This window comes from Streptomyces albus subsp. chlorinus (assembly GCF_013302895.1).
GTDB classification, from domain to species: domain Bacteria; phylum Actinomycetota; class Actinomycetes; order Streptomycetales; family Streptomycetaceae; genus Streptomyces; species Streptomyces chlorinus.
Genome location: NZ_VJOK01000001.1, coordinates 1,326,329 through 1,350,629, shown reverse-complemented (window position 1 = coordinate 1,350,629; position 24,301 = coordinate 1,326,329). Strand labels below are relative to the sequence as shown.

Below are 24,301 nucleotides of genomic sequence, written 5' to 3'. Positions count from 1 at the left end.
GGCGGTCATGTGTCTTTTTGTTGGCACACGGGGCCTTTCTGCCCCGAGGCCGGTGGGGTGACGGAGACCTCTTCCGCCCGAATACGGAAGGTCTTCCATGTACGGTCGGCCGACCGATTGCGCACGGGATCCCACGCCCAAACGTGGTCACCGGTCGTCCCGAAGGTGAGCACCGGATGGTGTGGTATCGGCCCGTTGAAGACAGAGGTCTTCTTTGTCAGTGGTGTCACACACATGAGATTGCCCTGGATGCCGAACCATTGGGTGGGGTTCTTACCGGCCCGGGCTGTCGCGGCGGCGCGGTTCGCGGTATTGCCGGCATCTTCGATTCCGACCTGGATGACCGTCAACACCCAGACGAGAAGTACGAGCGGCCACACGAACAGCGTTACCTCTCGCAATCCGGACGTCCAATGGAAGTATTTCACCCACCCGGCTGCTCCGACGAAGAGCAGCAGCACGGCAAGCATGAGGGCCAGAGGTTTCAGGGCGACCAGAAATTGCCAGTAGAAGGGGACCGAAACGGCGTCGGCGGGGATACCGAAGACATCGGTCAAGTAGACAGCATGCAGCAGCTTCCCCGCATAAGGGAGGACGAATGCGATCGGGGTGGCGGCTACTGGCAGTACCCAGTGGGCGTTGCGTGACAGCCACGAGTCACGCACGGCATGCCATGCGCCGATCGCAAGGAGGAGCCCCAGCCCAGTGGCGGGGAGTGCGATTGCCGATCGAATCCCCGCGCCAGGCGACTGCTCGACGAAGACGTAGCCGATGAACGACAGCCCCCCTGTGATCACCATGCCGACTACGACTTGAACTGGTGCCGGGCGGGTCTCGTTGCTGGTGACCCACCGACCGACTGGCCAGGTCAGTGCGGCAGCGGGAAGCAGACACAGCACATTCCACGGTGGTGGCAGCGCACTCGAGGCGGAGCCGCCTGCGAGAAGGAAGACCAAGCAGACGCACCCGACGAGCATGTTCGGCCACAACCGCGTGGCACGGGACGGTGGGCGAGACCCCGTGGTCTGGTCGGTTGCGGGAGGCCGTCGAGGGCCTACTTGCAGTCGTACACCGTGGGTGGCTTCCTCGAACGCTGCACCGCCGAGTGTGCGCTGTCGCAGATCGGCGACGGCGTCCGAGGGGCTGGCCTCGCCCGGCAGTTCCACCATTCGTGGGACATCGGCCCCGCCGATGCTGATCCAGCAATCCCACAGCCGCCGGGCGATCGGGCCTGCGTCTGTCGGCGGCTTCCGATACATGAAGTAGCGGGTTGTTTGCGGATGCTGGCTGGGAACGACCATGGCCGCATCCCGCACCAACGCGCTCAGCTTCCGCGTCTCGATGAGGGCGGACACCTGGTGTCGCGCAGCACTGCACGCGTTGATACGGGCGCCTCGCAACCGAACTTCCACCAGGAGCGCGGTGTAGCCCTCGTCGGTATTCGGTTGGTCCTCAGCCGTTGCCTCACGGACTGTCCAGCCGCGTTCCTCGAAAACCTGCCGAGTCAGTCCGATCTCGTCATGCTGGTCCAGTACCCACACCAGCAGCCTCACGCGACGGTTGAACACCGGTGGCGGACTTCCATTGCTCTCGAACGGTACTTCTGTGTCGAGGGAGCGGGTCATATCTGTCAACAATTTCCTTCCGGAGAGATCAAGAGATCAGGGTGCCTTCCGGAGGGAGTCTTGCAGCCCGCACTGACAGGCCTGCCAGCATCGCTGAACCGCCTCAGCCCACGGCCCGTGCCGCCGCCCTCCCGGCCGTACGGCCCGAGAAGAGGCAGCCGCCCAGGAAGGTGCCCTCCAGCGAGCGGTAGCCGTGGACACCGCCGCCGCCGAAACCGGCGGCCTCCCCGGCGGCGTAGACACCGGGGAGCGGCTCTCCCGAGTCGGTCAGCACCCGGGAGGAGAGGTCGGTCTCCAGGCCGCCGAGCGTCTTGCGGGTCAGGATGGAGAGGCGGACCGCGATCAGCGGCCCCGCCGCCGGGTCCAGCAGCCGGTGCGGGGCCGCCACGCGGATGAGCCGGTCGCCGAGGTAGCGGCGGGCGCCGTGGATGGCGGTGACCTGGAGGTCCTTGGTGAAGGGGTTGCGGATCTCGCGGTCCCGGGCGGTGATCTCGCGGCGCAGTGCGTCCGTGTCGATGAGCCCGTCGCCGGTCAGCTCGTTCATCCGCCGGGCCAGCGCGGCGAGATCGCGCTCGATGACGAAGTCGGCGCCGTGTTCCATGAAGGACCGCACGGGACCCGGCGCGCCGTGCCGTGCCCGGCCGAGGACGTCGCGCACCGAACGGCCTGTCAGGTCGGGGTTCTGCTCGGAGCCGGAGAGGGTGAACTCCTTCTCGATGATCTTCTGGTTCAGCACGAACCAGGTGTAGCCGTACCCGGTCCGCATGATGTGGTCGAGCGTGCCGAGGGTGTCGAAGCCGGGGAAGAGGGGGACCGGCAGCCTCCTTCCGGTGGCGTCCAGCCACAGGGCGGAGGGGCCGGGCAGGATGCGGATGCCGTGCCGGGCCCAGATGGGGTTCCAGTTCTCGATGCCCTCGGTGTAGTGCCACATGCGGTCGCGGTTGATGACCCGCCCGCCGGCCCGTTCGGTGATGCCGAGCATCAGCCCGTCCACGTGCGCGGGCACCCCGGAGAGCATCACCTCCGGTGGAGTGCCCAGCCGTGCGGGCCAGTTGGCGCGGACCAGATCGTGGTTGCCGCCGAGGCCGCCGGAGGTGACGATCACGGCCTGGGCGCGCAGCGAGAAGGTGCCGGCGACCTCGCGGCTGCTGGCCGTACCGCGCGGTGCCGTGCTGGGCACCAGGACCTCGCCGGTGACGGTGTCCACCGTGCCGGCCGTCCGCTCCAGGCCCGTCACGCGGTGGCGGAAGCGCAGTTCGACCAGGCCGCGGGCGACGCCTGCCCGTACCCGCCGCTCGAACGGTTCGACGAGTCCGGGGCCGGTGCCCCAGGTGATGTGGAAGCGGGGCACCGAGTTGCCGTGGCCGCCCGCGTCGTAGCCGCCGCGCTCGGCCCAGCCGACGACGGGGAAGATCCTCAGCCCCTGGGAGCGCAGCCAGGCCCGCTTCTCGCCCGACGCGAAGTCGACGTACGCCTCGGCCCAGCGGCGCGGCCAGTGGTCCTCGGGTCGGTCGAAGCCCGCGGTGCCGAGCCAGTCCTGCCAGGCCAGTTCGCGGCTGTCCTTGATGCGCATGCGGCGCTGTTCGGGGGAGTCGACGAAGAAGAGACCGCCGAAGGACCAGTGGGCCTGGCCGCCGAGCGCCTGTTCGGGTTCCTGGTCGAGCAGGATGACGCGCCGTCCGGCGTCGGCCAGCTCGGCCGTGGCGGTGAGGCCCGCGAGGCCGCCCCCGATCACGATCACATCGGCGTCGTACGCCATGCTCCCACCCTTTCGCACACCCGCACCGAGGACTGGTGACCGGAGAGTAACCTCCGGTTCGGCCCACGGACACCCCTCCGGGCCGTCCGGCGTGTACCCGGGTGCTTGGATGGCGGCATGACCGAGCGTGACAGGAAGCACCGGGAGCGGGGACAGGGGCAGGAGCAGGGGCTGGAACGGAATCAGGCCCTGGAACCGGATCAGGCCCTGGAGCGGGATCAGGCCCTGGAGCGGGACCGGGTGCTGGACCAGGCACGGGGGCGGGCGGCGGACGAGCTGCTGGACGTGGTGGACGAGCGGGACCGGGTCGTCGGGCAGCGGCCGCGCGGTGACGTCTACGCCGAGCGGCTGCGGCACCGCAGCACCGCCATCAGGGTGCGGGACGCGCGGGGCCGCCTCTTCGTGCACCGCCGCACCCCCACCAAGCTGATCTTCCCCGGTATGTACGACGTGGTGGTCGGCGGCGTCGTGGGCGCGGGCGAGGACTACGACACCGCCGCGCTGCGGGAGGCGGAGGAGGAGCTGGGCGTCAGCGGGCTCCCGGCACCCGAACGGCGGCTCAAATTCCTGTTCGAGACCCCCGAGTACTCGTGGTTCCTCACGGTGTACGAGGTGGTGTGCACGCTGCCCGTCCGGCCGCAGGCCGAGGAGGTCGACTGGTGGGACTTCCTGCCCGAGGACGAGCTGGAGCGGCGGCTGTCCGGCTGGGAGGCGGCGGGTCTGGTCGTGCCCGACGGGGTGGAGTGCCACCGGCGGCTCTGCGCACTCTGACCCGGTGCGGCGTCCCCCGGAGGGAGCCGCCGCAGGTCACCGCGTACGGTTGACGCATGCGCGACCGGTTCTCGGCGACTCTCCGGCTGTGGTTCGCCCCCCAGCGGCTCAGGGAGGAGGGCACCACTCCCGACTACCGCTTCTCGCTCGCCAACGAGCGCACCTTCCTCGCCTGGATCCGCACCGCGCTCGCCCTGGTCGCGGGCGGCATCGCGGTGGACCAGTTCCTCACCGGCCTGCGCGGGGGCGTACGGACGACCGTCGCCATCGTGCTGCTGGCGGGAGCGGCGCTGTGCGCCTTCCGCGCGGTGAACCACTGGGTGCGGTGCGAGCGTGCCATGCGCCGGGGCGAGGACCTGCCCGCCTCCCGCTTCCCCGTGCTGCTCGCGACCGGGACGGCCCTCGCGGCGCTGCTGGTCGTCGCCGTCGTCGTCCTCGGTCTGGCGGGCCGGTGACAGTGCCGGGCGGAGGCGGGCCGGCCGGGGGGCGGCCGGAAGGAGGGCCGGAGGGCGAGGGCGCGCGAGGGCGGGTGGAGGCGTCGGGGAGCGCGGGCGGACCGCCGGCCGCGGTGCGCGACCCCGGCGCGCAGCCCGAGCGCACCTGGTTCGCCTGGCGCCGTACGACACTGACGTTCGTGGTGTCCGTCGCGCTGCTCGCGCGGACGGCGCTCGCCGAGCCGACCGCCCCGGCCCTGCTGGCCGTGAGCGTCGGGGCCTTCGCCTGGCTCGGCATGCTGGTGACGGCGCAGCGGCGCATCCGCGGGCTCGCGCGGCCCGCGCCGGCGGTCATGGGCCCCGGCCAGGTGCTGGGGACGCTCGCGTGCGTGCTGGTGCTGATCGTGGCGGGAGGAATGCTGCTGTGAACCGCGGGGAGGACGCTCCGGGGAAGGACGCCTCTGGGAGGGAAGCATCCGGGAAGGAAGCATCCGGGAAGGACGGGGAGGGCGCGCCGCTCGTCGTCGTGATGGGGGTGTCGGGCTCCGGCAAGAGCACCGTCGGCGAGTGGCTGGCGGAGGCGCTCGGCCTGCCGTTCGGCGACGCCGACGCCTTCCACCCCAAGTCCAACATCGAGAAGATGTCGGCCGGTGTCCCGCTGGACGACGCCGACCGGGCGCCGTGGCTGGAGGCGATGGCCGACTGGCTCGGCCGGCACCGCGACAGCGGCGCCGTCCTCGTCTGCTCGGCGCTCAAGGTCCGCTACCGCGACCGGCTCCGCCGTGCTTCCCCGCGGCTGTACTTCCTGCACCTGGAGGGCTCCTACGAGCTGATCGCCGCACGGGTGGCCCGCCGCCGGGGCCACTTCATGCCGCCCGGCCTGCTGCGGTCCCAGTTCGAGGCGCTGGAGCCGCTGACGGGCCGCGAGCGCGGAGCGGCGGTCTCCGTCGCGGGTACCCGGGAGGAGACCCGGGCGGCGGCGCGGGAGGAGTTGCGGCGCGCGGGGGTGTGCTGAGGGGCCCGGCCGGGTCCGGGGGTCCGGCCGGGACTCCGGTCAGGCGGCCCCGGTCAGGCGGTCCCGGGTCAGGCCAGGGCCACGGCGGTCAGAATGAGGACGCCGACCGTCAGGACGATGATCAGCGCGAGGCCTGAGGGGTTGCGGGGGTTGAGGACGTAGCCGTTCCTTGACCGCTTGTCCCGGACGAACAGCGGTTCGTTGTCACCGATGGGCATACCGGGAAGGCTAGGGCGCGATCCGCATATGTGTCATCGGCCGCAGGTCGGGACAGGCTGTGGCGCCGGTCTCCCCGCCCCCTCTGGACGGCATACCGACTAGTCGGCATGATCGGTGGCGACCGATTCCGAAGGAGCGCGCACGATGAGCGAATCCCCACCGCCCGGCCTCGACCTGGCGCGGCTCGCCGCACATCTGGAGCGGGAGCGTCCGGGGCTGGTGCGGGGCCCGTTGAGCGCCCAGGTCGTGCAGGGCGGGCGCTCGAACCTCACCTACCGGGTCACCGACGGGGCGCGGCGCTGGGTGGTGCGCCGCCCGCCGCTGGGCCACGTCCTGGCGACCGCGCACGACATGGCCCGCGAGTACCGCGTCATCAGCGCCCTGCGGGACACCGCCGTGCCCGTGCCGGAGACCGTGCTGCTGTGCGAGGACCCCGACGTGACGGGAGCGCCCTTCTACGTGATGGAGCACGTGGAGGGCACCCCCTACCGCACCAGTGAGCAGCTCGCCGGGCTCGGCGCCGAGCGCACCCGCCGCATCGTCCTCGCCCTGCCCGAGACGCTGGTCGCGCTGCACGCCGTCGACCCCGAGGAGGCGGGGCTCGGTGACTTCGGGCGGCCGGCGGGCTTCCTGGAGCGGCAGTTGCGGCGCTGGGGCAAGCAGTTGGAGGCGTCCCGCAGCCGGGAGCTGGCCGGGATCGACGAGCTGCGCGGCGCGCTCGGCCGGACGCTGCCCGTGTCGCCCCGGCCCACCGTCGTGCACGGCGACTTCCGCCTCGACAACGTCCTGGTCGGCCCCGACGACCGGATCACGGCGGTGCTCGACTGGGAGATGTCCACCCTCGGGGACCCGCTGACCGATCTCGGCCTGCTGGCCATGTACAGCGAGCGCCAGGACGTGCCCGGCTCACCCGTCAGCACCACCAGCGGCGCGCCCGGCCACCCCACGGCCGCCGAACTGGTCGAGCGCTACGCGCTGCTGTCCGGACGCGACGTCTCCCGCGTCAACTGGTACACGGCGTTCGCGTACTTCAAGCTCGCGGTGATCCTGGAGGGCATCCACTACCGCTTCACGCTCGGCCGGACGGTCGGAGAGGGTTTCGACCGGATAGGCGAGCTGGTCCCGGTCTTCATCGACAACGGACTCACCACTCTGCGGAAGGGCTGAGGCAGCACATGGACTTCGCATTCGACGCGCGCACCGAGGAGCTGCGCGAGCGGCTGCTCGCCTTCATGGACGCGCACGTGCGCCCCGCCGAGGCCGTGGCCGCCCAGCAGCGCGCCGCCTTGGACTCGCCCTGGCGGACGCCCGAGGTGGTACGGGAACTCCAGGCCACCGCGCGCAAGCTGGGCCTGTGGAACCTCTTCTTCGTTGACCAGCACAGTCTGCCCGACGAGGAGTACGGGGCCGGGCTCACCAACCTCCAGTACGCGCCGCTGGCCGAGATCACCGGACACAGCCCGCAGCTCGCCCCCACCGCGCTCAACTGCGCGGCACCCGACACCGGGAACATGGAACTGCTGGCCCAGTTCGGCTCGCCCGAGCAGCGCGAGCGGTGGCTGGTGCCGCTGCTGTCGGGCGAGATCCGCTCCGCCTTCGCCATGACCGAGCCCGAGGTCGCCTCCTCGGACGCCACCAACATCGGCACCCGTATCCGGCGCGACGGCGACCACTACGTCATCACAGGCCGCAAGTGGTACATCTCGGGCGCCATGAACCCGGAGTGCGCGGTCTTCATCGTCATGGGCAAGACCGACCCGGACGCCGAGGACGTGCGCCGCCAGCAGTCCATGGTGCTCGTCCCGCGCGACACCCCCGGCCTCCAGGTGCGGCGCGCCATGACGGTCTACGGCTACGAGGACCACTACCACGGCGGCCACGCCGAGGTCGTCTTCGACGACGTACGCGTCCCGGTGGGCAACCTGATCGGCGAGGAGGGCGGCGGCTTCGCCATCGCGCAGGCCCGCCTCGGCCCCGGCCGCATCCACCACTGCATGCGGCTCATCGGCATGGCCGAGCGGGCGATCGAGCTGATGTGCCGGCGGGCGCTGGAGCGGACGGCCTTCGGCAAGCCGCTCGCCGGGCAGGGCCAGGTGCAGGCGTGGATCGCGGACGCCCGGGTCCAGGTCGAGCAACTGCGGCTGCTGGTGCTCAAGACCGCCTGGCTGATGGACACGGTCGGCAACCGGGGCGCCCACACCGAGATCCAGGCCATCAAGATCGCCACGCCCCGCGCCGTGGTACGCATCCTCGACGACGCGGTGCAGCTCCACGGGGCGGGCGGGGTCTCGCAGGACTTCCCCCTCGCTGAGCTGTGGGCCGCTGCCAGGACGCTGCGCCTGGCCGACGGCCCCGACGAGGTCCACCAGCGCTCCCTGGCCCGCCGCGAACTGAAACGGTACCGATGAGTTGTCCCGCCGCTATGGTGAGCAACCGGCGAGAACGTGACCGGCGGTGCCGAACCGGGCCTCACCGCGGGCGGGTCCGGCACCGCCGGGCCGGTCGTCGTCGGCCGCCCGCCGTCGCGGCGGGAAAGAAGCTCAGTGCCTCCGCACCGGGCGCCGCCCCCGTGGTTGCTCCGGTTCCGGGCCGGGCTCGGGCTTCCGCAGACTGCGCGTCACAGGGGAGCCCTCCGCGACGCGGAAGGGCTCCCCGCAGTGGCACAGCCGCAGCGGCTCACCGTCCAGGAGCCGGTAGGTGACGGTCCCGCCCACGATCTCCACCCGCAGCCGCCGCCCCAGCATCTGCACCACGAAGGCCAGCTTGCTGAGCTGTTCGGGCAGGGCGGGGGAGAAGTCCAGCGTGCCGCCGCGGTAGCGCATCCCGCCGAACCCGGCGACCAGCGCGATCCAGGCCCCGGCCAGGGAGGCGATGTGCAGCCCGTCGCGGGTGTTGTTCTCCAGGTCGGCCAGGTCCATCAGCGCCGCCTCGCCCAGGTAGTCGTAGGCGAGGTGGAGGTGGCCGACCTCGGCGGCGGTCACGGCCTGGCAGCAGGCGGACAGCGACGAGTCGCGGACGGTCATCTGCTCGTAGTAGGCGAAGTTGCGCGCCTTCTGCTCGGCGTCGAAGGCGTCGCCCCGCTTGTACATGGCCAGCACCAGGTCGGCCTGTTTGATGACCTGCTTGCGGTACAGGTCGAAGTAGGGGAAGTGCAGCATCAGCGGGTACTGGTCGGCTCCCGTGGCGGAGAAGTCCCACAGCTGGTGCCCGGTGAAGCCCGCCGACTGCTCGTGCACCCCCAGCGTCTCGTTGAACGGTATGGCCACCGCCTCGGCCGCGTCCCGCCAGGCGGCGGCCTCCTCGTCGTCGACGCCCAGCGCGGCGGCCTCCTCGGGGTACCGCACCACCACGTCCGCCGCGGCCCGCAGGTTCAGCTGCGCCATGAGATTGGTGTAGAGGTTGTCGTCCGCGATGGCGCTGTACTCGTCGGGTCCGGTGACGCCGTCGAAGTGGAAGGTGCCGTGGTGGTCGTGGTGGCCCAGCGAGTGCCACAGCCGGGCGGTCTCGACGAGGATCTCCACCCCCGTCTCCCGCTCGAACTCCGTGTCGCCGGTGACGGCGACGTACCGGGTGACCGCGTCCGCGATGTCCGCGTTGACGTGGAAGGCGGCCGTGCCGGCGGGCCAGTAGGCCGAGCACTCCGAACCGTCGATCGTCCGCCAGGGGAACGCGGCGCCGCGCAGGCCCAGTTGGCGGGCCCGGTCGCGGGCCGCCGGCAGCGTCTCCTGCCGCCAGCGCAGCGCCTCGGCCACCGAGTCGGGCGAGGTGTAGGTGAGCACCGGCAGCACGAACGACTCGCTGTCCCAGAAGGAGTGCCCGTCGTAGCCGGAACCGGTGAGCCCCTTGGAGGGGATGGCGCGCTTCTCGGCGCGGGCACCGGCCTGGAGGACGTGGAAGAGCGCGAACCGCACCGCCTGCTGGATCTCCGCGTCCCCGTCCACCTCGACGTCGGCACGCGCCCAGAAGCCGTCCAGGTACTCCCGCTGCTGCCGCACCAGCCCCTGCCAGCCCTTGGAGCCGGCCCCGGCCAGCGCGGCGTCGACCTGGTCGCGGACGGCGGGCAGCGACCGCGCGCCGGACCAGCCGTAGGAGACCAGCTTCTCCACGCGCAGCGGCTGTCCGCGCTCCAGCTCGGCGGTGACGGTGAGCCGGGCGACATTGTCCCCGCTCTCACCGGCGGTGCGGGTGGTGGCGGGGCCGTGCACCACGTGGTCGGCGGCCGAACCGACCCGCAGTCCGCTGCGCTCGGTGCGGTGCACCAGCCGCAGCCGCATCTCGGAGGCGAAGTGCTCCTCGGGCACGAGGACGTCCTCCAGCGCGGCGGCGACCCGGGGGTCGCCGCCCTGCTTCTCGGGCAGCTGCTCGTTGGCGACCAGCTCCGACTGCACGACCACCCGGACATCGGAGTCCAGCGGCTCCACCTCGTAGGCGACGGCGGCGATGGCGCGCTGGGCGAAGGAGACCAGCCGCGTCGAGGTCACACGGACGGTGCAGCCCGCCGGTGAACTCCACTCGCACACCCGCCGCAGCAGGCCGGTCCGCAGGTCCAGCACCCGCTCGTGGGAGCGGAGTTTGCCGTACCGCACATCGAACGGCTCGTCGTTGACGAGCAGGCGCATGATCTTGCCGTTGGTGACGTTGATGACCGTCTGCCCCGACTCCGGGTAGCCGTAGCCCGCCTCCGCGTACGGCAGGGGATGCAGCTCGTGGACGCCGTTGAGGTAGGTGCCAGGCAGCCCGTGCGGCTCGCCCTCGTCCAGGTTGCCGCGCCAGCCGATGTGCCCGTTGGAGAGGGCGAAGACGGACTCGCTCTGCGGCAGCACGTCGAGGTTCAGCTCGCTCTCGCGCAGCCTCCACGGCTCCACGGTGTAGGAGGAGTTGCTGATCACTTAGGCGCCCTCCCCGGACTCCATGAGGTCGGCAAGGTCCTTCACGACGGTGTCGGCGCCGTGCTGCCGCAGCGCGTCGGCCTGGCCCGTGCGGTCCACCCCGACGACGTAGCCGAAGTTCCCGGCGCGGCCGGCCTCCATCCCGGCGAGGGCGTCCTCGAAGACCGCCGCGTCCTCGGGCGCCACCCCCAGGTCGCGGGCGGCGGCCAGGAAGGTGTCGGGGCGGGGTTTGCCGGGCAGGGCCCGTTCCCTGGCCACGATCCCGTCGATGCGCACGTCGAACCGGTCCTCGATGCCGACCGAGGCCAGGACGTCGCGGCAGTTCGCGCTGGAGGAGACGACGGCGGTCAGCAGCCCGGCGGACCGAACCGCGCGCAGATAGCGCAGCGAGCCGTCGTAGGCGGCGACGCCCTCCTTACGGATCTTCTCCAGCAGCAGGTCGTTCTTGCGGTTGCCCAGCCCGTACACGGTCTCCCGGCCGGGCGGGTCCTCGGCGGAGCCCTCCGGCAGCTCGATGCCGCGCGAGGCCAGGAACGTGGCGACGCCGTCGGCGCGGGGCCGCCCGTCCACGTACCGGTCGTAGTCGACGACCGGGTCGAAGGGCCGGAAGCCGGGCCCGTCGCGGCCGCGCAGGTACGCGTCGAACATCTCCTTCCAGGCGGCCGCGTGGACGACGGCCGTCCGGGTGAGGACGCCGTCGAGATCGAACAGGCAGGCGCGCACGCCATCCGGCAGACCGAGCTTCGTCATGCGTGCCGGGTCCCCGGGCAACCGGACGGGCATGCCTGCCGTTCCGCTTTCCCGCCCGGCTGGACGCCACCGGGACGGGTGCGGGTCCGGCCTCCCGGAGGACGCGGGCGCTCAGCCGTCGTGCTCGGTGTCGCGGGGGAGCGGGACATCCCACACGAGGCGGGTGCCGGGAGCCGCCCCGGGCCCCGGCTCATTTCCCCGGCTGTCCGTCACGGTCAGCGTGCCGCCCAGCAGCTCGGCCCGGGAGCGCATGTTGGCCAGCCCACCGGTGCGGGGCCGGTCCCCGACGCCGACACCGTCGTCGGTCACCGACAGCGTGATCGTCTCGCCGACCGACAGCGCCACGTCCACCCGGCGCGCCCGCGCGTGGCGGACGATGTTGCTCAACGCCTCGCCCAGTACCGCCCGCACGTGCTCGGCGGCCTCAGCGGGCACGGTGGTGTCCACCGGCCCCTCCATCCGCAGGGCGGGCAGGAAACCGAGCCGGTCCGCCGCGTCGCTGACGGCCTTCGCCAGTGTCCGGCGGAGCCCGGCGCGGCCGGCCCCGGCGTCCTGACGGCCCTCGCCCGAGGTGCGCAGCGCGAAGATGGTCGAGCGGATGATCTTGATGGTCTCGTCGAGGTCGTCCACGGCCCGGTTCACCCGTTCGGCCGCCTGGGGGCGGTCGATGAGCCGGACCGCGCTCTGCAGCGTCATCCCGGTGGCGAACAGCCGCTGGATGGCCAGGTCGTGCAGGTCGCGTGCGATCCGGTCCCGGTCGTGCAGCAGCGCCAACTGCTCCGACTCGGCGCGGTGCTGCGCCATCTCCAGGGCGAGCGCCGCCTGCGCCGCGAAGTCCGACAGCAGCTCCACCTCCGTCTGGTCGAACGGCGGGCGCCCCTTCCGCCGGCTCAGCCGCAGGGCGCCGGGCGCGTGCTTCTGCGCCAGCAGCGGTACGGCGACCACCGGCCCGTAGGCGTTCTCCCCGCCGGGGAAGGCGTGGGTACGCGGATCGGCCGTGATGTCCGCCGAGACGGCCGACTCGCCGGTGCGGGCCGCGAGGCCGGAGAGGGTGTCGTCGTAGGGCACCACGGCGCCGGTCTGCTCCTGGGCCAGTTCGCCCACCGCCACCACGACTCGCAGCCGCTCCGCGCCACCCGCACCGTCCCCGGCGTCCGGCAGCAGCACGCACGCCGAGTCGGACTGGGCGACCTCCATCGCCCGCCAGGCGATCACCCGCAGCACCTCGCTGGAGGGGGCGCCGCTCAGCAGCAGCCGGGTGATCTCGCCCAGCGCCTCCAGCCACTGCTCGCGACGCCGGCTCTCGGCGTAGAGCCGGGCGTTGTCCACGGCGACCCCGGCGGCCACGGCGAGGGTGGTGACGACCGCCTCGTCGTCGGCGTCGAAGTCGGCGCCGCCGCGCTTCTCGGTCAGGTACAGGTTGCCGAACACCTCGTCCCGCACCCGCACGGGCACCCCCAGGAAGGAGCGCATCGGGGGGTGGTGGGCGGGGAAGCCGTGGCTGGCCGGGTGCCGGGTCAGGTCCGAGAGCCGCAGTGGCTCGGGGTTGCGGATCAGCTCGCCGAGCACGCCGTGCCCGGACGGCAGCGGGCCGATGCGCGCCGCCTGGTCCTCGGAGATGCCCACGGGCAGGAACGTGCGCAGCCGCTGCCCCTCGCCGAGGACGCCCAGGGCGCCGTACCGCGCGTTGGTCAGGGTCAGCGCCGCCTCGACGATGCGCCGCAGCACCTGGGAGAGGTCCAGCTCCCGGCCCACGCTGAGCACGGCCTCCAGGAGGCTGTGCATCCGGTCCTGGGTGACCCGGGCCGCGTCCAGCCGCGTCTGCAGCTCGTCGAGCAGCTCGTCCAGCCGGAAGTGGGGTAACTTCCCCCGGTACGGATGGTGCTGCCCCTGACCGGCAGGCTCCGCCATGCGCACCTCCGTACGACGTACGACAGCCGGGCCCCGTGCGGCCCTCGGGGACGGCAGTCTACGGGCGAACCGCCCTCAGGTCCCCGCCCGTTCCGCTCCCCGCCCCCCGTCCCGCGGCCCCTGCCCGGGGAGGCTCGGCCCCTGCCCGGGGAGACTCCCCGGGCTGTCGGGTGCCTCAGGGGCATCGGGGCCGTCGGGTGCCTCGGGTGCCTCGGGGGCGTTGGGGCCGTCGGGACCGGCCGGGTCCGCCGGGGCGCCGGAGCCGGCGGCCGTCGCGTGCCCCGGGCCGGGGCCGGACGGCCGGTCCATCCGGCGCCACTCGGGCCGCAGCCCGGCCAGATTGGTGGTCAGGAAGTACGCGGCCCCGCCCGCGAGCAGCACCGGTGCCAGCCCGAAGGCGGCCACCGCGGTGCCGGCCAGCAGCCCGCCCAGGGGGATGCCGGCCCAGGCCAGCGAGTCGCCCAGCGCGTTGACCCGGCCCCGCAGCGGGGCGGGCACCCGTTCGAAGTTGACGGCCCCGAGTATCGGGTTGAGGAACCCCGCCCCGAACCCGCTCAGGGCGAACACCCCCAGCACGGCCGCCATCGGCACATCGCCGGCCAGGATCAGGAACCGGGGGGCGCCCGCCAGCAGGAAACCGCCGAAGAAGACCAGGCGGCGGCGTATCCGGTGCCCGACGGCCGCCGCCACCAGGCTGCCGCAGACCGCCGCGACGCCGAGCACGCTGTCGGCCAGACCGATCGCCCCGGGCCCGTGTCCCGACTCCCGCGCCCAGACCGGCAGCAGCAGCGAGGCGAAGGCCGCGTCCAGCAGATTGGTGACACCCACCGTGACGATGATCGTCAGCAGCAGCGGATCCCGCCGCAGGAACCGGAACCCCTCACCGAGCCGCCGCCAGTAACCGGGCTCCGCCCCGCGGCCCGCCGGCTCGGTGGGGACGTCCCGCGCGGCGGGACCAGGTCGTCCGGCCGGTCCGGTTCGGGAGCGGGAGCCGTCGCCGCACAGGAGGATCACCAGGCCGCCGGAGGCGAAGCAGACGGCGATGGCGAACAGGGCGGTCGGTGCGCCGAGCAGGGCGACCACCGCGCCGCCCGCCGCGGGGCCGACGGTCGAGGCCAGCCGCTCGGTGACGCCCGCCAGGCCGGCGGCGCGCTCCAGCGGGACCCGGGCGGCTGCCGCGGCGTCCGGCACCATGACCTGCTTGGCCAGGTCCCCGGGGCCGCGGGCCGCGCCGACCACGGCGACCAGCAGCAGGAGGAGCCAGAAGGACAGCGCGTCCACGAGGTGGAGGACCGAGACCGCCCCCACGGCCGCCGCGCTGGCCGCGTCGGTCACCCAGGAGACCCGGCGCGGCCCGGCCCGGTCCACCAGTGGCCCGGTGAGGGCCTTGACCAGGACGTACGGCGCCATCTCGCAGAGCGCCACCAGCCCGGTGCGTGCGGTGCTGCCGGTCGTGACGAGTACGAACCAGGGCAGGGCGACGGCCGAGACTCGGGTCCCGGTCAAGGAGACCGCGATCGCCGCCAGTACCCCCGTCAGCGGACGGATGCTCCGCGCGGCCGGGTCGTTCATATCCGCTCGGCCGGGTCGTTCATGTACCGCAGCCTAGATGACTGAGTCCGATGTTCTCAGCGGCCGTAGGCGATCAGTGATCGTTTGACTGTGGCGCCGGTGGTCCAGTTGTGCCAGGTGCCGGCGGCGAGGGCGAGGAGTCGTTGTCCTGTGCGGGCGAAGACGCCGGCGGGGGTTCTGCCGCCGTGTTGTTCGAGGCTGAGCTGGCCTTTGAGGGTGTCGATGACAGCTTCGGTCCACTGCCGGACCCGGGCGGTCTTCCCGTGGCGGACCGGTTCGTCCTTGCGGTCCGGCCGTACGAGGTGGGCACCGAGCCGCTCGCTCACGAAGGCTTCGAGCTCCTTCCCGGCGAAGCCCTTGTCCGCGAGGGTCACCTGTCCCCGGCGGATGAGGTGGTGGTCGCGTTCCAGCAGCGCGGTCATCACCTCCCGCTCGCCGGGTTTCGGACTGGCCGGACACCAGGTGACGGGCTTGCCTTCGGCAGTGGTGACCAGGTAGAGGCGGAAGCCCCAGCCAGTGGCCGGGCCGAGGGGAAACCGAGCAGGACCTGGGCGACCGCCAGGCACAGCAGTTCGGCGTCCGTGAGTTTCGGGGGCCGCCCGATCCGGCGGCAAGGCGCCACATGGTCGTCGATGATCCCGCGCGGTACCTGACGGGTGTCAGAGGTGCAGGGGACGTCAGGTGAGGTCACCCCGTGGGCGAGGCCGTAAGAGGGGGCGTGGGTGGGACCCTGAGAGGGGAGAGGAACCCGTCGGCTCGCTCGCCGAGACGGACTCCCTCACGCGCCGTCCAGTGGCGGCGCAGCACACGGACGCCCACGCATGTGTTGACCGTCGTGACCTCGGGAAAGGCCCCGAGATCCGTGGTGATGAAGCGGGCCAGGTCCTCCTCATCACGGAAGACGCCATAGTGGATCACCGAGGAGGAGCCGGCCACCATCGACACATAGCGGGCCGAAGGGTGACCGGCCAAGGTCTCGAGCAGACAGGGAATGGCCTGCGGAAGCACGGTCAGCGACATCAAGGCGTTGAGCGGGAAACCCAGCAGCGCGGGCTCGATCTCCACTCTCGGCTGGAGGGCGCCGCACTCAAGGAGCGTCTGCGAGGTGCGGTACGCGGTCGAGCGGCTGACGCCCAGTTCGCGGGCGATATCGGCGGCCGGTATCCGGCCGTTGGCCACCATCAGCTCCAGGGTGCGCCGCTCCAGTTCCGACAGCTCCTCCAGGGAGGCCCGCCGCTCCTGGCTGACCTGTACGGCGTGCTCGCGCAACCGGTCGGTCTGTGCCTGGTCGAGCCGGTGAAGCCGCCAGGTCTGGCCCATGGTGTGGGCCCGCAGGACCAGGTGGGACTCGGTGGAGACGATGCCGGGGATGCCGGGCAGCCGATTGGTCAGCAGGTCGAAGATGTCGGTGCCGAGCAGCGGATAGACGCTGCAATAGATATCGGCGCTGCCGGTCGTCACCAGCAGGGTCTGCACCTCGTCGGCCAGCTCCAGGATGCGGCGGGCGACCTCTTGGGAGCGCCCCGGCTCGCACTTGATCCACACCTGGCGCGGGTTCTCCGTCGTGATCAGCGGCCAGTCCAGCCGGCCCCCCACCCTCAGCAGCCGCTCCGTGCGCAGCCGTGACAGCCTCCGGGCGATGGTGCTGGGCGAGCTGTCCAGTATCTCGGCGAGGGCGTTGACCGGTGTGCGGGGCGCGAGTTGGAGCGCCGCGACCAGGTCGAGATCGACATCGTCGAGCAGCCGTTCCTCCGGGCGCCTGGAGGACCGCTGTGTGTTGACTCTGGGCGAGGACATGCTGCCTGATCCTAGCGCTTCACCCCCACGGGGTTACGCGGTCGAAACAACCGAATCTCGCTGAGTTATTGACACATTCAGCCGGGGTGCAGTGTCATGACGCATCAATAAGTCACCCGAGAGAGGGGTTGATGTGGCGACCAGAACGACGGTGGAGCGCCCGGTGAAGACATCGGGCTCCGTGGGCTTCACGCTGCGGGCGCTCGGCGTCATAGAGCGCGTCGGCAACCGGCTGCCGCACCCCTTCTGGCTGTTCGTGATACTCAGCGCAGTGCTGCTCCTGCTCAGCTGGGGCCTGCATGGACTGGGCGTATCGGCCGAATCGCCCACCGACGGCAAGACGATCGCGGTGCGGAGCCTGCTGTCGGACGCGGGCGTCACGATGATGCTCGACGGGCTGATCGACAACTACGCCACGTTCCCGCCGCTCGGGGTCGTCCTCGTCGTCATGCTCGGTGTGGCCGTCGCCGACCGGGCCGGGCTGCTCACCGCGATGCTGCGGGCCGCGCTGTCGAGGGTTCCGGTCAAGGCCGTCACCTTTGTGATCGCGCTGACCGGGATGCTCGCCCATATCGCCTCCGACGCGGCGTTCGTCGTCATGATCCCGCTGGGCGCCATCGCCTACCGCTCGGTGGGGCGCAATCCCGTGCTGGGCGCGGTGGTCGCCTTCGTCTCGGTCTCCGGAGGCCATGCCGCCAGCCCGCTGGTCACCCCCTCCGATGCCACACTGGCCGCGCTCACCACAGCCGCGGCACACACCATCGACCCCTCGTACACGGTCACCCCGGTGGCCAACTACTTCTTCTCCCTCGCCTCGGCCCTCGTGCTGTCGCTGGTCATCACCCTGATCGCCGAGACGCTGCTGACCCGCAGGCTCGCGATGATGGCCGACAACGACGCGGTGAAGGCCGGGAAGGACGCGGCGGCGGCAGAAGAAGAAGGCGGCGCCGAGGCCGGAGCCACTGCCGCCTCCGGCGCCGGAACCGACGAGCTGCCCGATCTGTCGCTCACGCGCGAGGAGCGCCGAGGTCTGCGTGCTGCCGGGATCACCGCCGCGGTGCTGCTGGCCGCCCTCACCATCGCGGCCGTTCCCTCGGGTTCGCCACTGCGCGGTGAGCACGGCGCCGTCATCGACTCCCCGCTCGTGCACAACATCGCCGTCTTCCTGTCCCTGCTCTTCTTCGCCACCGGTATCGCCTACGGACGGGCGGTGGGCACCGTGCGCACGGCGAAGGACATCCCCGAGATGATGGCAACGGGGCTGCGCGAACTGACTCCTGTCCTGGTGCTGTTCTTCGCGATCTCGCAGTTCCTCGCCTACTTCAAGTGGACCGCCATCGGCGAGGTCATGGCCATCACCGGCGCGAAGCTGCTGGACTCCTCCGGGGTGCCGGTCGCGCTCGTCTTCGTCGGCGTGATCGTGGTCGTCAGCGTGATGAACCTGATGCTGACCAGCGGGTCGGCCATGTGGGCGCTGATCGGTCCGATCTTCGTCCCGATGCTGATGCTGCTCGAGGTCGCCCCTGAGACCACCTGGGCCCTCTTCCGGATCGCCGATTCGTGCACCAACCCGATCACCCCGATGAGCCCGTACTTCGCGCTCTGCCTCGGATTCGTCCGCCGCTACCGGCCCACAGCGGGCATCGGCACCCTGATGTCGCTGACGCTTCCGGTCTCGCTGTCGCTGCTCGTCGTATGGACGCTGCTCTTCTTGGCCTGGTACTTCGTCGGCCTTCCCTTCGGGCCCGGGGCACCGACGCACTGACGGGGCGCCAGCTGTCGGCCCAGCTGAAGCCCCCTCCCGCATCAACCGCTCACGATCAGCGGCACGTCAAGAAACCATGAAACGGAGAACCACGCTCCCCATGTCGGAATCCGCCCCCACCCCGCTGCCCGTTCCCGAGCCGGCCGTGCTCGCGCGTGTCACGGCATGGTGCCGCGAACAGCGGTACGAGAACGGCTCTGACGGCTATCTCGCCGATCTGCGCCGGCTGGTTGAGCAGGAGTCGCCCAGCGATGACAAGCCACTCCTCGACGCCACCGCCGACCTGATCCAGGAGTTGCTGGCCGAACGGCTGGGCGAGCCGAGCCGCACCGTACGCCACCGCCATTCCGAGGCAGGCGATGTCATCGAGGCCGAGTACCGGGGCAGCGCCGACGGCACTGGTGGGAGCACCCTCCCGTGCGGCACGGTGACCGTGGTCGGCCACTACGACACCGTGTGGCCGGCCGGAACCGCCGCCGGCTGGCCGTTCACCGTGGGGGAGAAAACCGCCTCGGGCCCGGGAGTCTTCGATATGAAGGCCGGTCTGGCGCAGGGCATCTGGGCCCTGCGTGCCCTGCGCGCACTCGGCCTGCCGCACCCCACCGTACGGTTCGTCTTCAACGGCGACGAGGAAACCGGCAGCGTCCTCTCCCGGCCCCTCGTCGAGCGGGCCACCGAGGACGCGGCGGCCACCCTGGTACTGGAGCCGGGCGGGACGTGGGGGATCAAGTCAGGCCGCAAGGGTGTCGGCATCTTCAGCGTCACCGTCACCGGGCTGGAGGCACACGCCGGCCTCGACCCGGCCAAGGGCGCCAGCGCCGTCCATGGAGTGGCCGATGTCGTCCGAAGCCTGGTCGACGCCGCCGATCTGGAGCGCGGTACGTCCGTGAACGTGGGCCGGATCAGCGGAGGCACGGCCCGCAATGTCATCGCGGGCGAGGCGAGCTGCCTCGTGGATGTGCGCGTCAGCTCCCACGAGGAGGCCGAGCGCATAGACCGGGTACTTGCGGGGCTGACGGCCAGGGACCCTCGGGTCGCCGTCACCGTCGGTGGTGGCTGGAACCGTCCGCCGATGCTGCCGGGCGCCGGGGGCCGTCGGCTGTTCGCTCTGGCCGACGGTGTCGCGGCCGGAGTGCGGGGGCCGCTGGAGGAGTTGTTCGTCGGCGGTGGCAGCGACGCCAACTTCGTCGCCGCACTCGGCCGCCCCGTCCTGTGCGGTATGGGCGCCACCGGGGACGGGGCACACGCACGGCACGAGCACATCCTCCTCGCCGACATCCCCGACCGCATCGCACTGACCGCGGGCACCCTGCTGGGCCTGGCCGGGGCGGCGGGCACCGACCACTGAGAGCACCCGCCGGTTCGGTAAGGGCCCCGCCCGAAGCGTCCGCCCTCCCCGCAGGGACTCCGCCCCTGCTGCCCCATGGGTGGGGCCCTCGCCCCTTTGGCTTGGGCCCTCGCCCTGTGCTCCCCCTGTGGGTGGGGCCCTTGTCCCGGTGCTGGGGCCTCCGCCCAGTGCTCCCCATGTGTTGGGGGCTCCGCCCCCAAACCCCCGGTCCTCGCCGGACGGGCGTTGGGGCAGCTCCTCCCCCGGACTCCGTCGGGGGGACCCCCACTCAACGGCCCCCCGCTAGCTGGACGGCGCGGTCGTGCGGGTGCCGAACGGCCCCTACTCACACGGCGCCCCATGCTCCAGGCTGGGAGGCCGCTGCCGAGGAGGTTCCGTGTCCGAGCCCGTCCGTGTGTTCTTGCTCGACGACCACGAGGTGGTGCGGCGCGGGCTCCGTGACCTGCTGGAGGCCGAGCCCGACCTCCAGGTCGTCGGCGAGGCCGGCGATGCCGAGGAGGCCCTGGTCCGGGTCCCCGCCGCCCGCCCCCAGGTCGCCGTCCTCGATGTGCGCCTGGGCAGCGGGGAGGGGGGCGGCGACCACGGGGGCATCGAGGTCTGCCGCGAGCTGCGGGCCCGCAGGCCCGATCTGGTGTGCCTCATGCTCACCTCGTTCGACGACGACGAAGCGCTGTTCGACGCCGTGATGGCCGGCGCCGCCGGCTATGTGCTCAAGCAGATCCGGGGCGCCGACCTGGTGAACGCGATCCGCACCGTGGCGGCCGGCGACTCCCTCATCGGCCCGGACACCCGGGCCCGCGTCCTGGCCCGCGCCCGGGACCGCGAGAACCGCTCCGCGCCGCCCGAGCTGGCGCGGCTCACCCCGCGGGAGCGGCAGATCCTCGCCCTCGTCGGGGAGGGGCTGACCAACCGGCAGATCGGTGAGCGGCTGTACCTCGCCGAGAAGACCGTGAAGAACCGGATCTCGGGCATCCTCGGCAAGCTGGGCGTCGGCCGGCGGGTGCAGGCGGCGGTGATCGCCGAGCGGCTGAGGGAGAGCGGCTGAGGGGGAGCGAGCGAGGGTGACGCGCCGGTCGGTGCCCCCCCCCGCGTCCTCGACGCCCCGTCCCCGTACACGCCCGGTCTCAGCGCACCCCGCGGAGGCGGTCCAGTTCGCGGCGGTCGCGTTTGGTCGGGCGGCCGGCGCCCCGGTCGCGGCGGGGTGCCAGGGGGACCTCCACCCGGGGAGGGGGCGGCGGGCTGTGGTCGGCGTAGCACTCCACGGCCACCGGTGCCCCCACCCGCTTCTTCAGGAGCCGTTTGACGATCACGACGCGTTCCCGCCCCGCGGAGCGGACGCGTACCTCGTCCCCCACCCGCAGCGGGTGCGCGGCCTTCACGCTCACGCCGTTGACCTTGACGTGACCGCCGCGGGCCGCGGTGGCCGCCTGGGAGCGGGTCTTCGTCAGCCGTACGGACCAGATCCAGCTGTCCACCCGTACCGAGCCTTCGTCTGCCGTCATGCCCCCGACTTTAGGGGAGCGGAAGCCGCGGGTGCCCCGCCCGGCCGACCCGCACGGGGGCGCTCGCCCGGCGAACCCGCCCGGCAAGGCCGACAATGCTGGCATATGGACGCCTCGTCTGGGAGCGGCGGCCGGGAAGCCCCCCGAGGGACGCCGGAGGACGCGCTCGAAGAGCTGAAGCGGGCCGCGCTGCGTACCGTCGCGCGCGCCCGGCACCGCGCGCGGCTCCACGTCACCGGCGCCGAGCCGGCGCACCCCGCCCACCACGAACACGCGGCGGGGCGCGGTGAGGGGCGGCCGACGAGCGAGCCGTTCGCCTACGAGGGCGCCGAGACGGCGCCGCCCAGCGATGTGGCGGTGCTGCCCGGTCTGCCGGGGTGGCTGCCCGCCGTCCTGGGCGTGCTGCGCGGCAGCTCGACGGTGCTGCGGCCGGACTACGCGCCCGACGGCACGGTCCGCGACTTCATCGTCGTGGGCGCCAACCACTTCGAGCTGAGCGGGGTGGAGCGCGGCTCGTACGACTTCCTCGGCAAGCCGCTGTCCCTGACCCGGCCGGGCGTGCGCACCAGCGGGATGTACGACGTCTACCGCGCGGCGCTGGAGAAGGGGTGCCCCGTCTCCAGCGACACCCTCGACTACGTGGACGTCGTCGACGGCGTCCTCCAGCGGGCCCGGCTGCGCGGCACCGTCACCCTGCTGCCGGACGAGGGGCTGCTGCTGACGAACTGGGAGCCGGTCGGCGAGGCCCGGCTCAGCCACCGCATCCAGCAGCGGGCCCGGATGGGATGGGCGGAGTGGGACCTGATCACCGGCCGGATCCGCTGGTCGCGGGGCATGCGGGCGCTGCTGGGCCTCTCGGCGGCGCCGCCGGACGGCGTCCCGCCGGAGGAGGCGGCCCGCTCGGTGGCCTCGGCCAGGGACACCGTCCCCGACCCGTTCGTGGTGGGGCGGCTGCTGGACCCCGCGGACGTGCCCGGTTTCGTCGCCGACGTCAAGACGCTGCTGGCCGGGGGCGAGCTTCCCGACCGGGAGGTGACCATCCGGGTGGGCGGCGAGGAGCGCCGGATCCGCTGGCTGGGCCATGGCCACCCGGAGGGCGCGGACGTCCCCGAGTCGCTGCTGTTCGCGGCGCGGAACGTCACCGAGCAGGAGGCGCGGCTGCGGCGGGCGCTCAGTGACGCCGAGCGGCTGCGGCGGGAGGCGGATGCCGAGCACCGGGTCTCCGAGACGTTCCGCAGGGCCCTCACGCCGCCGGTGCAGGCGCTCAAACCCCCCTGGATCTCCGTCAGCACCGCCTATGTGCCCTCTGAATCCGGGGTGGGCGGCGACTGGTACAAGTGCCGCGAGCTGCCCGACGGCAGGGTGCTGCTGGCCGTCGGGGACGCCTCGGGGCACGGGGTGGAGGCGGCCAGCCGGGCCCTCCAGCAGCGCTCCGCGCTGGCCGGGCTCGCCTACACCGACGAGAACGCGGCCCAGCTGGCCACCGCGCTGGGCGAGGTCGTCTACTACGACTACTACGGCAGCCTGGACACCACGGCGACCTGTGTCGTGGGGCATCTGCACCCGCGCGCCCGGGTCTTCTCCTGGGCGAGTGCGGGGCACCCGGCGCCGGTGCTGGTCAGGGACGGCGAGCCGCGGCTGCTGGAGGCCGAGCACGGACTGATGCTGGGCGTCCTGCCCGACGCGGAGTACAAGATCAACACCACGCAGCTGCGCCACGGCGACCTGCTGCTGCTCTACACCGACGGTGTCATCGAGCGCCGCGGCATGGACCTGGACACCGGGGCCGAGGCCCTGCTGGAGGCGGTACGGACGTGCACGGCACGCGCCGGCCCGGGTCCGGAGGCCACGGACTGCATGGTGGAGACGCTGCTGGGGCCGGGGGCGGAGGACGACGCGACGATCCTCGCCGTGCACGTGTCCTGAGTGAGCCGTGCCCGTGTCCTGAGGGGTCGCCGACCACGTGTCCTGAGCGGCCGGCGTCCGCGTGTCCTGAGCGTCCCGCCCGTCCCCGAGGACCGGCCCCGGCCACACCGCCCGCACCGGCCGGCGGGCGTCACCGGGGGTCGGCCTTGCCGCGTTCGTAGCGGCGCAGCCTGCGGTAGCCGGTCAGCTCGCCCTCGGCGTCCAGCGTCATCTCGTACGAACCGAGCATGCTCACACTGTCGGGGATCTTGCGCAGCTCCACGACCTCGATCTGGAGCTTCCAGCCGCCGTCCTCGTCTCTGGCCACCGAGGAGACCGTCTCGGCCTCCAGCCCGGTCAGCGCCTCGATGGCCTCCCGTGCCGAGTGCAGCACCCGCGCCGTGCCGGGCGAGGACGCCCCGGTCGCCTGCTGCCGCGCGGCCTCCCGCTCCGGGGCGGTCTTCCCGCCGGTGCCGTCCGTGGTCCTCTCACTCATCTCGGCTCTCCTCCCTCCCCGCCCGTGCGGGGTGTGCGGTGGGCCGGACGGGTGCCCGCTGGGCGCGGAGTGAACCGGGACGGACCGGGTACCGGTCATCGCAGCCGGTGCGCGGCGCCGGGCCGGTCCCGCCGGGGCGCCGGGTCAGTCCTCGCCGCGGAAGATGTGGGACTCGGGGTCCTGGTCGCCGGACGGGGCGTGCGGGCCGTAGCCCATCGGACCGTCCCGCCCGGGCTGCTGCCGTGCGCCGAGCACGGGCGCCGGGCGCGGGTTCCGGGTGTTCTCCTGCTGTCTGGCGGTGCCCTGGGTCTGCTGCACCGGTGATCACCTCCGCGTACGACTGGCGACTGGACGTCGGGTCCCCACACCACGCCGGGCGAAACGGGTGGCAGGGGACGGAACGGGACCAAGGAGAGGCGATGGCTCATCGTCCGGACGTACTCGAACTGCTCACGGACGCGCACGCGGAGGCGGAACGCCTCGTCGCCGCCTATGAGGCGGTCGGCGACCCCGAGCGGCGCACCGCGCTGGCCGCCCGGCTGG

21 protein-coding genes and 1 pseudogene are annotated in these 24,301 nt (G+C 72.4%); 10 read left to right on the top strand and 12 right to left on the bottom strand.

Going from position 1 to position 24,301, the window contains the following annotated elements:
• Positions 1-5: 5 nt before the first annotated feature.
• Both FM076_RS06210 and FM076_RS06205 read right to left on the bottom strand, forming a co-directional pair.
• Positions 6-1,625 (bottom strand): hypothetical protein, encoded by a 1,620-nt coding sequence (locus tag FM076_RS06210; RefSeq protein ID WP_173868911.1) that lies wholly within the window; start codon positions 1,623-1,625, stop codon positions 6-8.
• A gap of 103 nt (positions 1,626-1,728) precedes the next feature.
• Complete coding sequence (locus tag FM076_RS06205) at positions 1,729-3,384, bottom strand: FAD-binding dehydrogenase (protein WP_173868910.1); 1,656 nt, start codon at positions 3,382-3,384, stop codon at positions 1,729-1,731.
• A gap of 117 nt (positions 3,385-3,501) precedes the next feature.
• Between FM076_RS06205 and FM076_RS06200 the strand changes: the two genes are divergently transcribed.
• From FM076_RS06200 to FM076_RS06185, 4 genes are all read left to right on the top strand, one after another.
• Positions 3,502-4,155: an NUDIX domain-containing protein gene (locus tag FM076_RS06200; RefSeq protein WP_173868909.1), complete on the top strand. Its 654-nt coding sequence runs from the start codon at positions 3,502-3,504 to the stop codon at positions 4,153-4,155.
• Positions 4,156-4,211: 56 nt separating this feature from the next.
• Positions 4,212-4,610: a YidH family protein gene (locus tag FM076_RS06195; RefSeq protein WP_173868908.1), complete on the top strand. Its 399-nt coding sequence runs from the start codon at positions 4,212-4,214 to the stop codon at positions 4,608-4,610.
• A gap of 113 nt (positions 4,611-4,723) precedes the next feature.
• Entirely contained in the window at positions 4,724-5,017 is a 294-nt protein-coding gene (locus tag FM076_RS06190) for a DUF202 domain-containing protein (RefSeq protein ID WP_173868907.1), read from the top strand.
• A 101-nt stretch (positions 5,018-5,118) separates the two neighbouring features.
• Complete coding sequence (locus FM076_RS06185) at positions 5,119-5,604, top strand: gluconokinase (protein WP_173874538.1); 486 nt, start codon at positions 5,119-5,121, stop codon at positions 5,602-5,604.
• Positions 5,605-5,672: 68 nt separating this feature from the next.
• Here the strand turns inward: FM076_RS06185 and FM076_RS06180 are convergent, their stop codons facing one another.
• Positions 5,673-5,822 (bottom strand): hypothetical protein, encoded by a 150-nt coding sequence (locus FM076_RS06180; protein ID WP_173868906.1) that lies wholly within the window; start codon positions 5,820-5,822, stop codon positions 5,673-5,675.
• Between the two features lie 145 nt (positions 5,823-5,967).
• Between FM076_RS06180 and FM076_RS06175 the strand changes: the two genes are divergently transcribed.
• Complete coding sequence (locus tag FM076_RS06175) at positions 5,968-6,990, top strand: phosphotransferase family protein (RefSeq protein ID WP_173868905.1); 1,023 nt, start codon at positions 5,968-5,970, stop codon at positions 6,988-6,990.
• Between the two features lie 8 nt (positions 6,991-6,998).
• Positions 6,999-8,231, top strand: a complete 1,233-nt coding sequence (locus tag FM076_RS06170) for an acyl-CoA dehydrogenase family protein (RefSeq protein ID WP_173868904.1) — start codon at positions 6,999-7,001, stop codon at positions 8,229-8,231.
• A 132-nt stretch (positions 8,232-8,363) separates the two neighbouring features.
• Here FM076_RS06170 and FM076_RS06165 read toward each other — a convergent pair whose 3' ends face one another.
• From FM076_RS06165 to FM076_RS06140, 6 genes and pseudogenes are all read right to left on the bottom strand, one after another.
• Positions 8,364-10,712 carry a glycoside hydrolase family 65 protein gene (locus tag FM076_RS06165; protein WP_173868903.1) on the bottom strand — a complete coding sequence of 783 codons (2,349 nt, stop codon included), beginning with the start codon at positions 10,710-10,712 and terminating at the stop codon, positions 8,364-8,366.
• Positions 10,713-11,462 carry an HAD family hydrolase gene (locus FM076_RS06160; protein WP_173868902.1) on the bottom strand — a complete coding sequence of 250 codons (750 nt, stop codon included), beginning with the start codon at positions 11,460-11,462 and terminating at the stop codon, positions 10,713-10,715.
• A gap of 111 nt (positions 11,463-11,573) precedes the next feature.
• Positions 11,574-13,373 (bottom strand): GAF domain-containing sensor histidine kinase, encoded by a 1,800-nt coding sequence (locus tag FM076_RS06155; protein ID WP_173868901.1) that lies wholly within the window; start codon positions 13,371-13,373, stop codon positions 11,574-11,576.
• Between the two features lie 75 nt (positions 13,374-13,448).
• Complete coding sequence (locus tag FM076_RS06150; RefSeq protein ID WP_173868900.1) at positions 13,449-14,945, bottom strand: MFS transporter; 1,497 nt, start codon at positions 14,943-14,945, stop codon at positions 13,449-13,451.
• Positions 14,946-15,001: 56 nt separating this feature from the next.
• Positions 15,002-15,457 (bottom strand): annotated as a pseudogene (locus FM076_RS06145) (IS982 family transposase); the annotation flags it as partial.
• Positions 15,458-15,632: 175 nt separating this feature from the next.
• On the bottom strand, positions 15,633-16,742 hold the full coding sequence (locus FM076_RS06140) for an Lrp/AsnC family transcriptional regulator (RefSeq protein ID WP_173868899.1): 1,110 nt from the start codon (positions 16,740-16,742) through the stop codon (positions 15,633-15,635).
• A gap of 133 nt (positions 16,743-16,875) precedes the next feature.
• Here FM076_RS06140 and FM076_RS06135 point away from each other — a divergent pair, with 133 nt between their 5' ends.
• From FM076_RS06135 to FM076_RS06125, 3 genes are all read left to right on the top strand, one after another.
• Complete coding sequence (locus tag FM076_RS06135; protein ID WP_345944900.1) at positions 16,876-18,507, top strand: AbgT family transporter; 1,632 nt, start codon at positions 16,876-16,878, stop codon at positions 18,505-18,507.
• 100 nt (positions 18,508-18,607) lie between these two features.
• A complete protein-coding gene (locus FM076_RS06130; RefSeq protein WP_173868898.1) occupies positions 18,608-19,855 on the top strand; it encodes a M20 family metallopeptidase in 1,248 nt (415 codons plus the stop codon).
• Between the two features lie 376 nt (positions 19,856-20,231).
• A complete protein-coding gene (locus tag FM076_RS06125) occupies positions 20,232-20,900 on the top strand; it encodes a response regulator (protein ID WP_173868897.1) in 669 nt (222 codons plus the stop codon).
• A 79-nt stretch (positions 20,901-20,979) separates the two neighbouring features.
• Here FM076_RS06125 and FM076_RS06120 read toward each other — a convergent pair whose 3' ends face one another.
• Positions 20,980-21,462 (bottom strand): RNA-binding S4 domain-containing protein, encoded by a 483-nt coding sequence (locus FM076_RS06120; RefSeq protein WP_243274334.1) that lies wholly within the window; start codon positions 21,460-21,462, stop codon positions 20,980-20,982.
• Here FM076_RS06120 and FM076_RS06115 point away from each other — a divergent pair, their 5' ends adjacent.
• Entirely contained in the window at positions 21,463-23,283 is a 1,821-nt protein-coding gene (locus FM076_RS06115) for a PP2C family protein-serine/threonine phosphatase (protein WP_173868895.1), read from the top strand.
• Between the two features lie 130 nt (positions 23,284-23,413).
• Here FM076_RS06115 and FM076_RS06110 read toward each other — a convergent pair whose 3' ends face one another.
• Positions 23,414-23,758, bottom strand: a complete 345-nt coding sequence (locus FM076_RS06110) for a gas vesicle protein (protein ID WP_173868894.1) — start codon at positions 23,756-23,758, stop codon at positions 23,414-23,416.
• Positions 23,759-23,902: 144 nt separating this feature from the next.
• A complete protein-coding gene (locus tag FM076_RS06105) occupies positions 23,903-24,076 on the bottom strand; it encodes a hypothetical protein (protein ID WP_173868893.1) in 174 nt (57 codons plus the stop codon).
• Positions 24,077-24,301: the final 225 nt, after the last annotated feature.

Bases quoted from the DNA above. Each gene is read 5' to 3' on its own strand.
- FM076_RS06210 (WP_173868911.1), bottom strand. From the start codon at position 1,625: ATGACCCGCTCCCTCGACACAGAAGTACCGTTCGAGAGCAATGGAAGT.
- FM076_RS06205 (WP_173868910.1), bottom strand. From the start codon at position 3,384: ATGGCGTACGACGCCGATGTGATCGTGATCGGGGGCGGCCTCGCGGGC.
- FM076_RS06200 (WP_173868909.1), top strand. From the start codon at position 3,502: ATGACCGAGCGTGACAGGAAGCACCGGGAGCGGGGACAGGGGCAGGAG.
- FM076_RS06195 (WP_173868908.1), top strand. From the start codon at position 4,212: ATGCGCGACCGGTTCTCGGCGACTCTCCGGCTGTGGTTCGCCCCCCAG.
- FM076_RS06185 (WP_173874538.1), top strand. From the start codon at position 5,119: ATGGGGGTGTCGGGCTCCGGCAAGAGCACCGTCGGCGAGTGGCTGGCG.
- FM076_RS06180 (WP_173868906.1), bottom strand. From the start codon at position 5,822: ATGCCCATCGGTGACAACGAACCGCTGTTCGTCCGGGACAAGCGGTCA.
- FM076_RS06175 (WP_173868905.1), top strand. From the start codon at position 5,968: ATGAGCGAATCCCCACCGCCCGGCCTCGACCTGGCGCGGCTCGCCGCA.
- FM076_RS06170 (WP_173868904.1), top strand. From the start codon at position 6,999: ATGGACTTCGCATTCGACGCGCGCACCGAGGAGCTGCGCGAGCGGCTG.
- FM076_RS06160 (WP_173868902.1), bottom strand. From the start codon at position 11,462: ATGACGAAGCTCGGTCTGCCGGATGGCGTGCGCGCCTGCCTGTTCGAT.
- FM076_RS06155 (WP_173868901.1), bottom strand. From the start codon at position 13,373: ATGGCGGAGCCTGCCGGTCAGGGGCAGCACCATCCGTACCGGGGGAAG.
- FM076_RS06150 (WP_173868900.1), bottom strand. From the start codon at position 14,945: ATGAACGACCCGGCCGCGCGGAGCATCCGTCCGCTGACGGGGGTACTG.
- FM076_RS06140 (WP_173868899.1), bottom strand. From the start codon at position 16,742: ATGTCCTCGCCCAGAGTCAACACACAGCGGTCCTCCAGGCGCCCGGAG.
- FM076_RS06130 (WP_173868898.1), top strand. From the start codon at position 18,608: ATGTCGGAATCCGCCCCCACCCCGCTGCCCGTTCCCGAGCCGGCCGTG.
- FM076_RS06120 (WP_243274334.1), bottom strand. From the start codon at position 21,462: ATGCCAGCATTGTCGGCCTTGCCGGGCGGGTTCGCCGGGCGAGCGCCC.
- FM076_RS06115 (WP_173868895.1), top strand. From the start codon at position 21,463: ATGGACGCCTCGTCTGGGAGCGGCGGCCGGGAAGCCCCCCGAGGGACG.
- FM076_RS06110 (WP_173868894.1), bottom strand. From the start codon at position 23,758: ATGAGTGAGAGGACCACGGACGGCACCGGCGGGAAGACCGCCCCGGAG.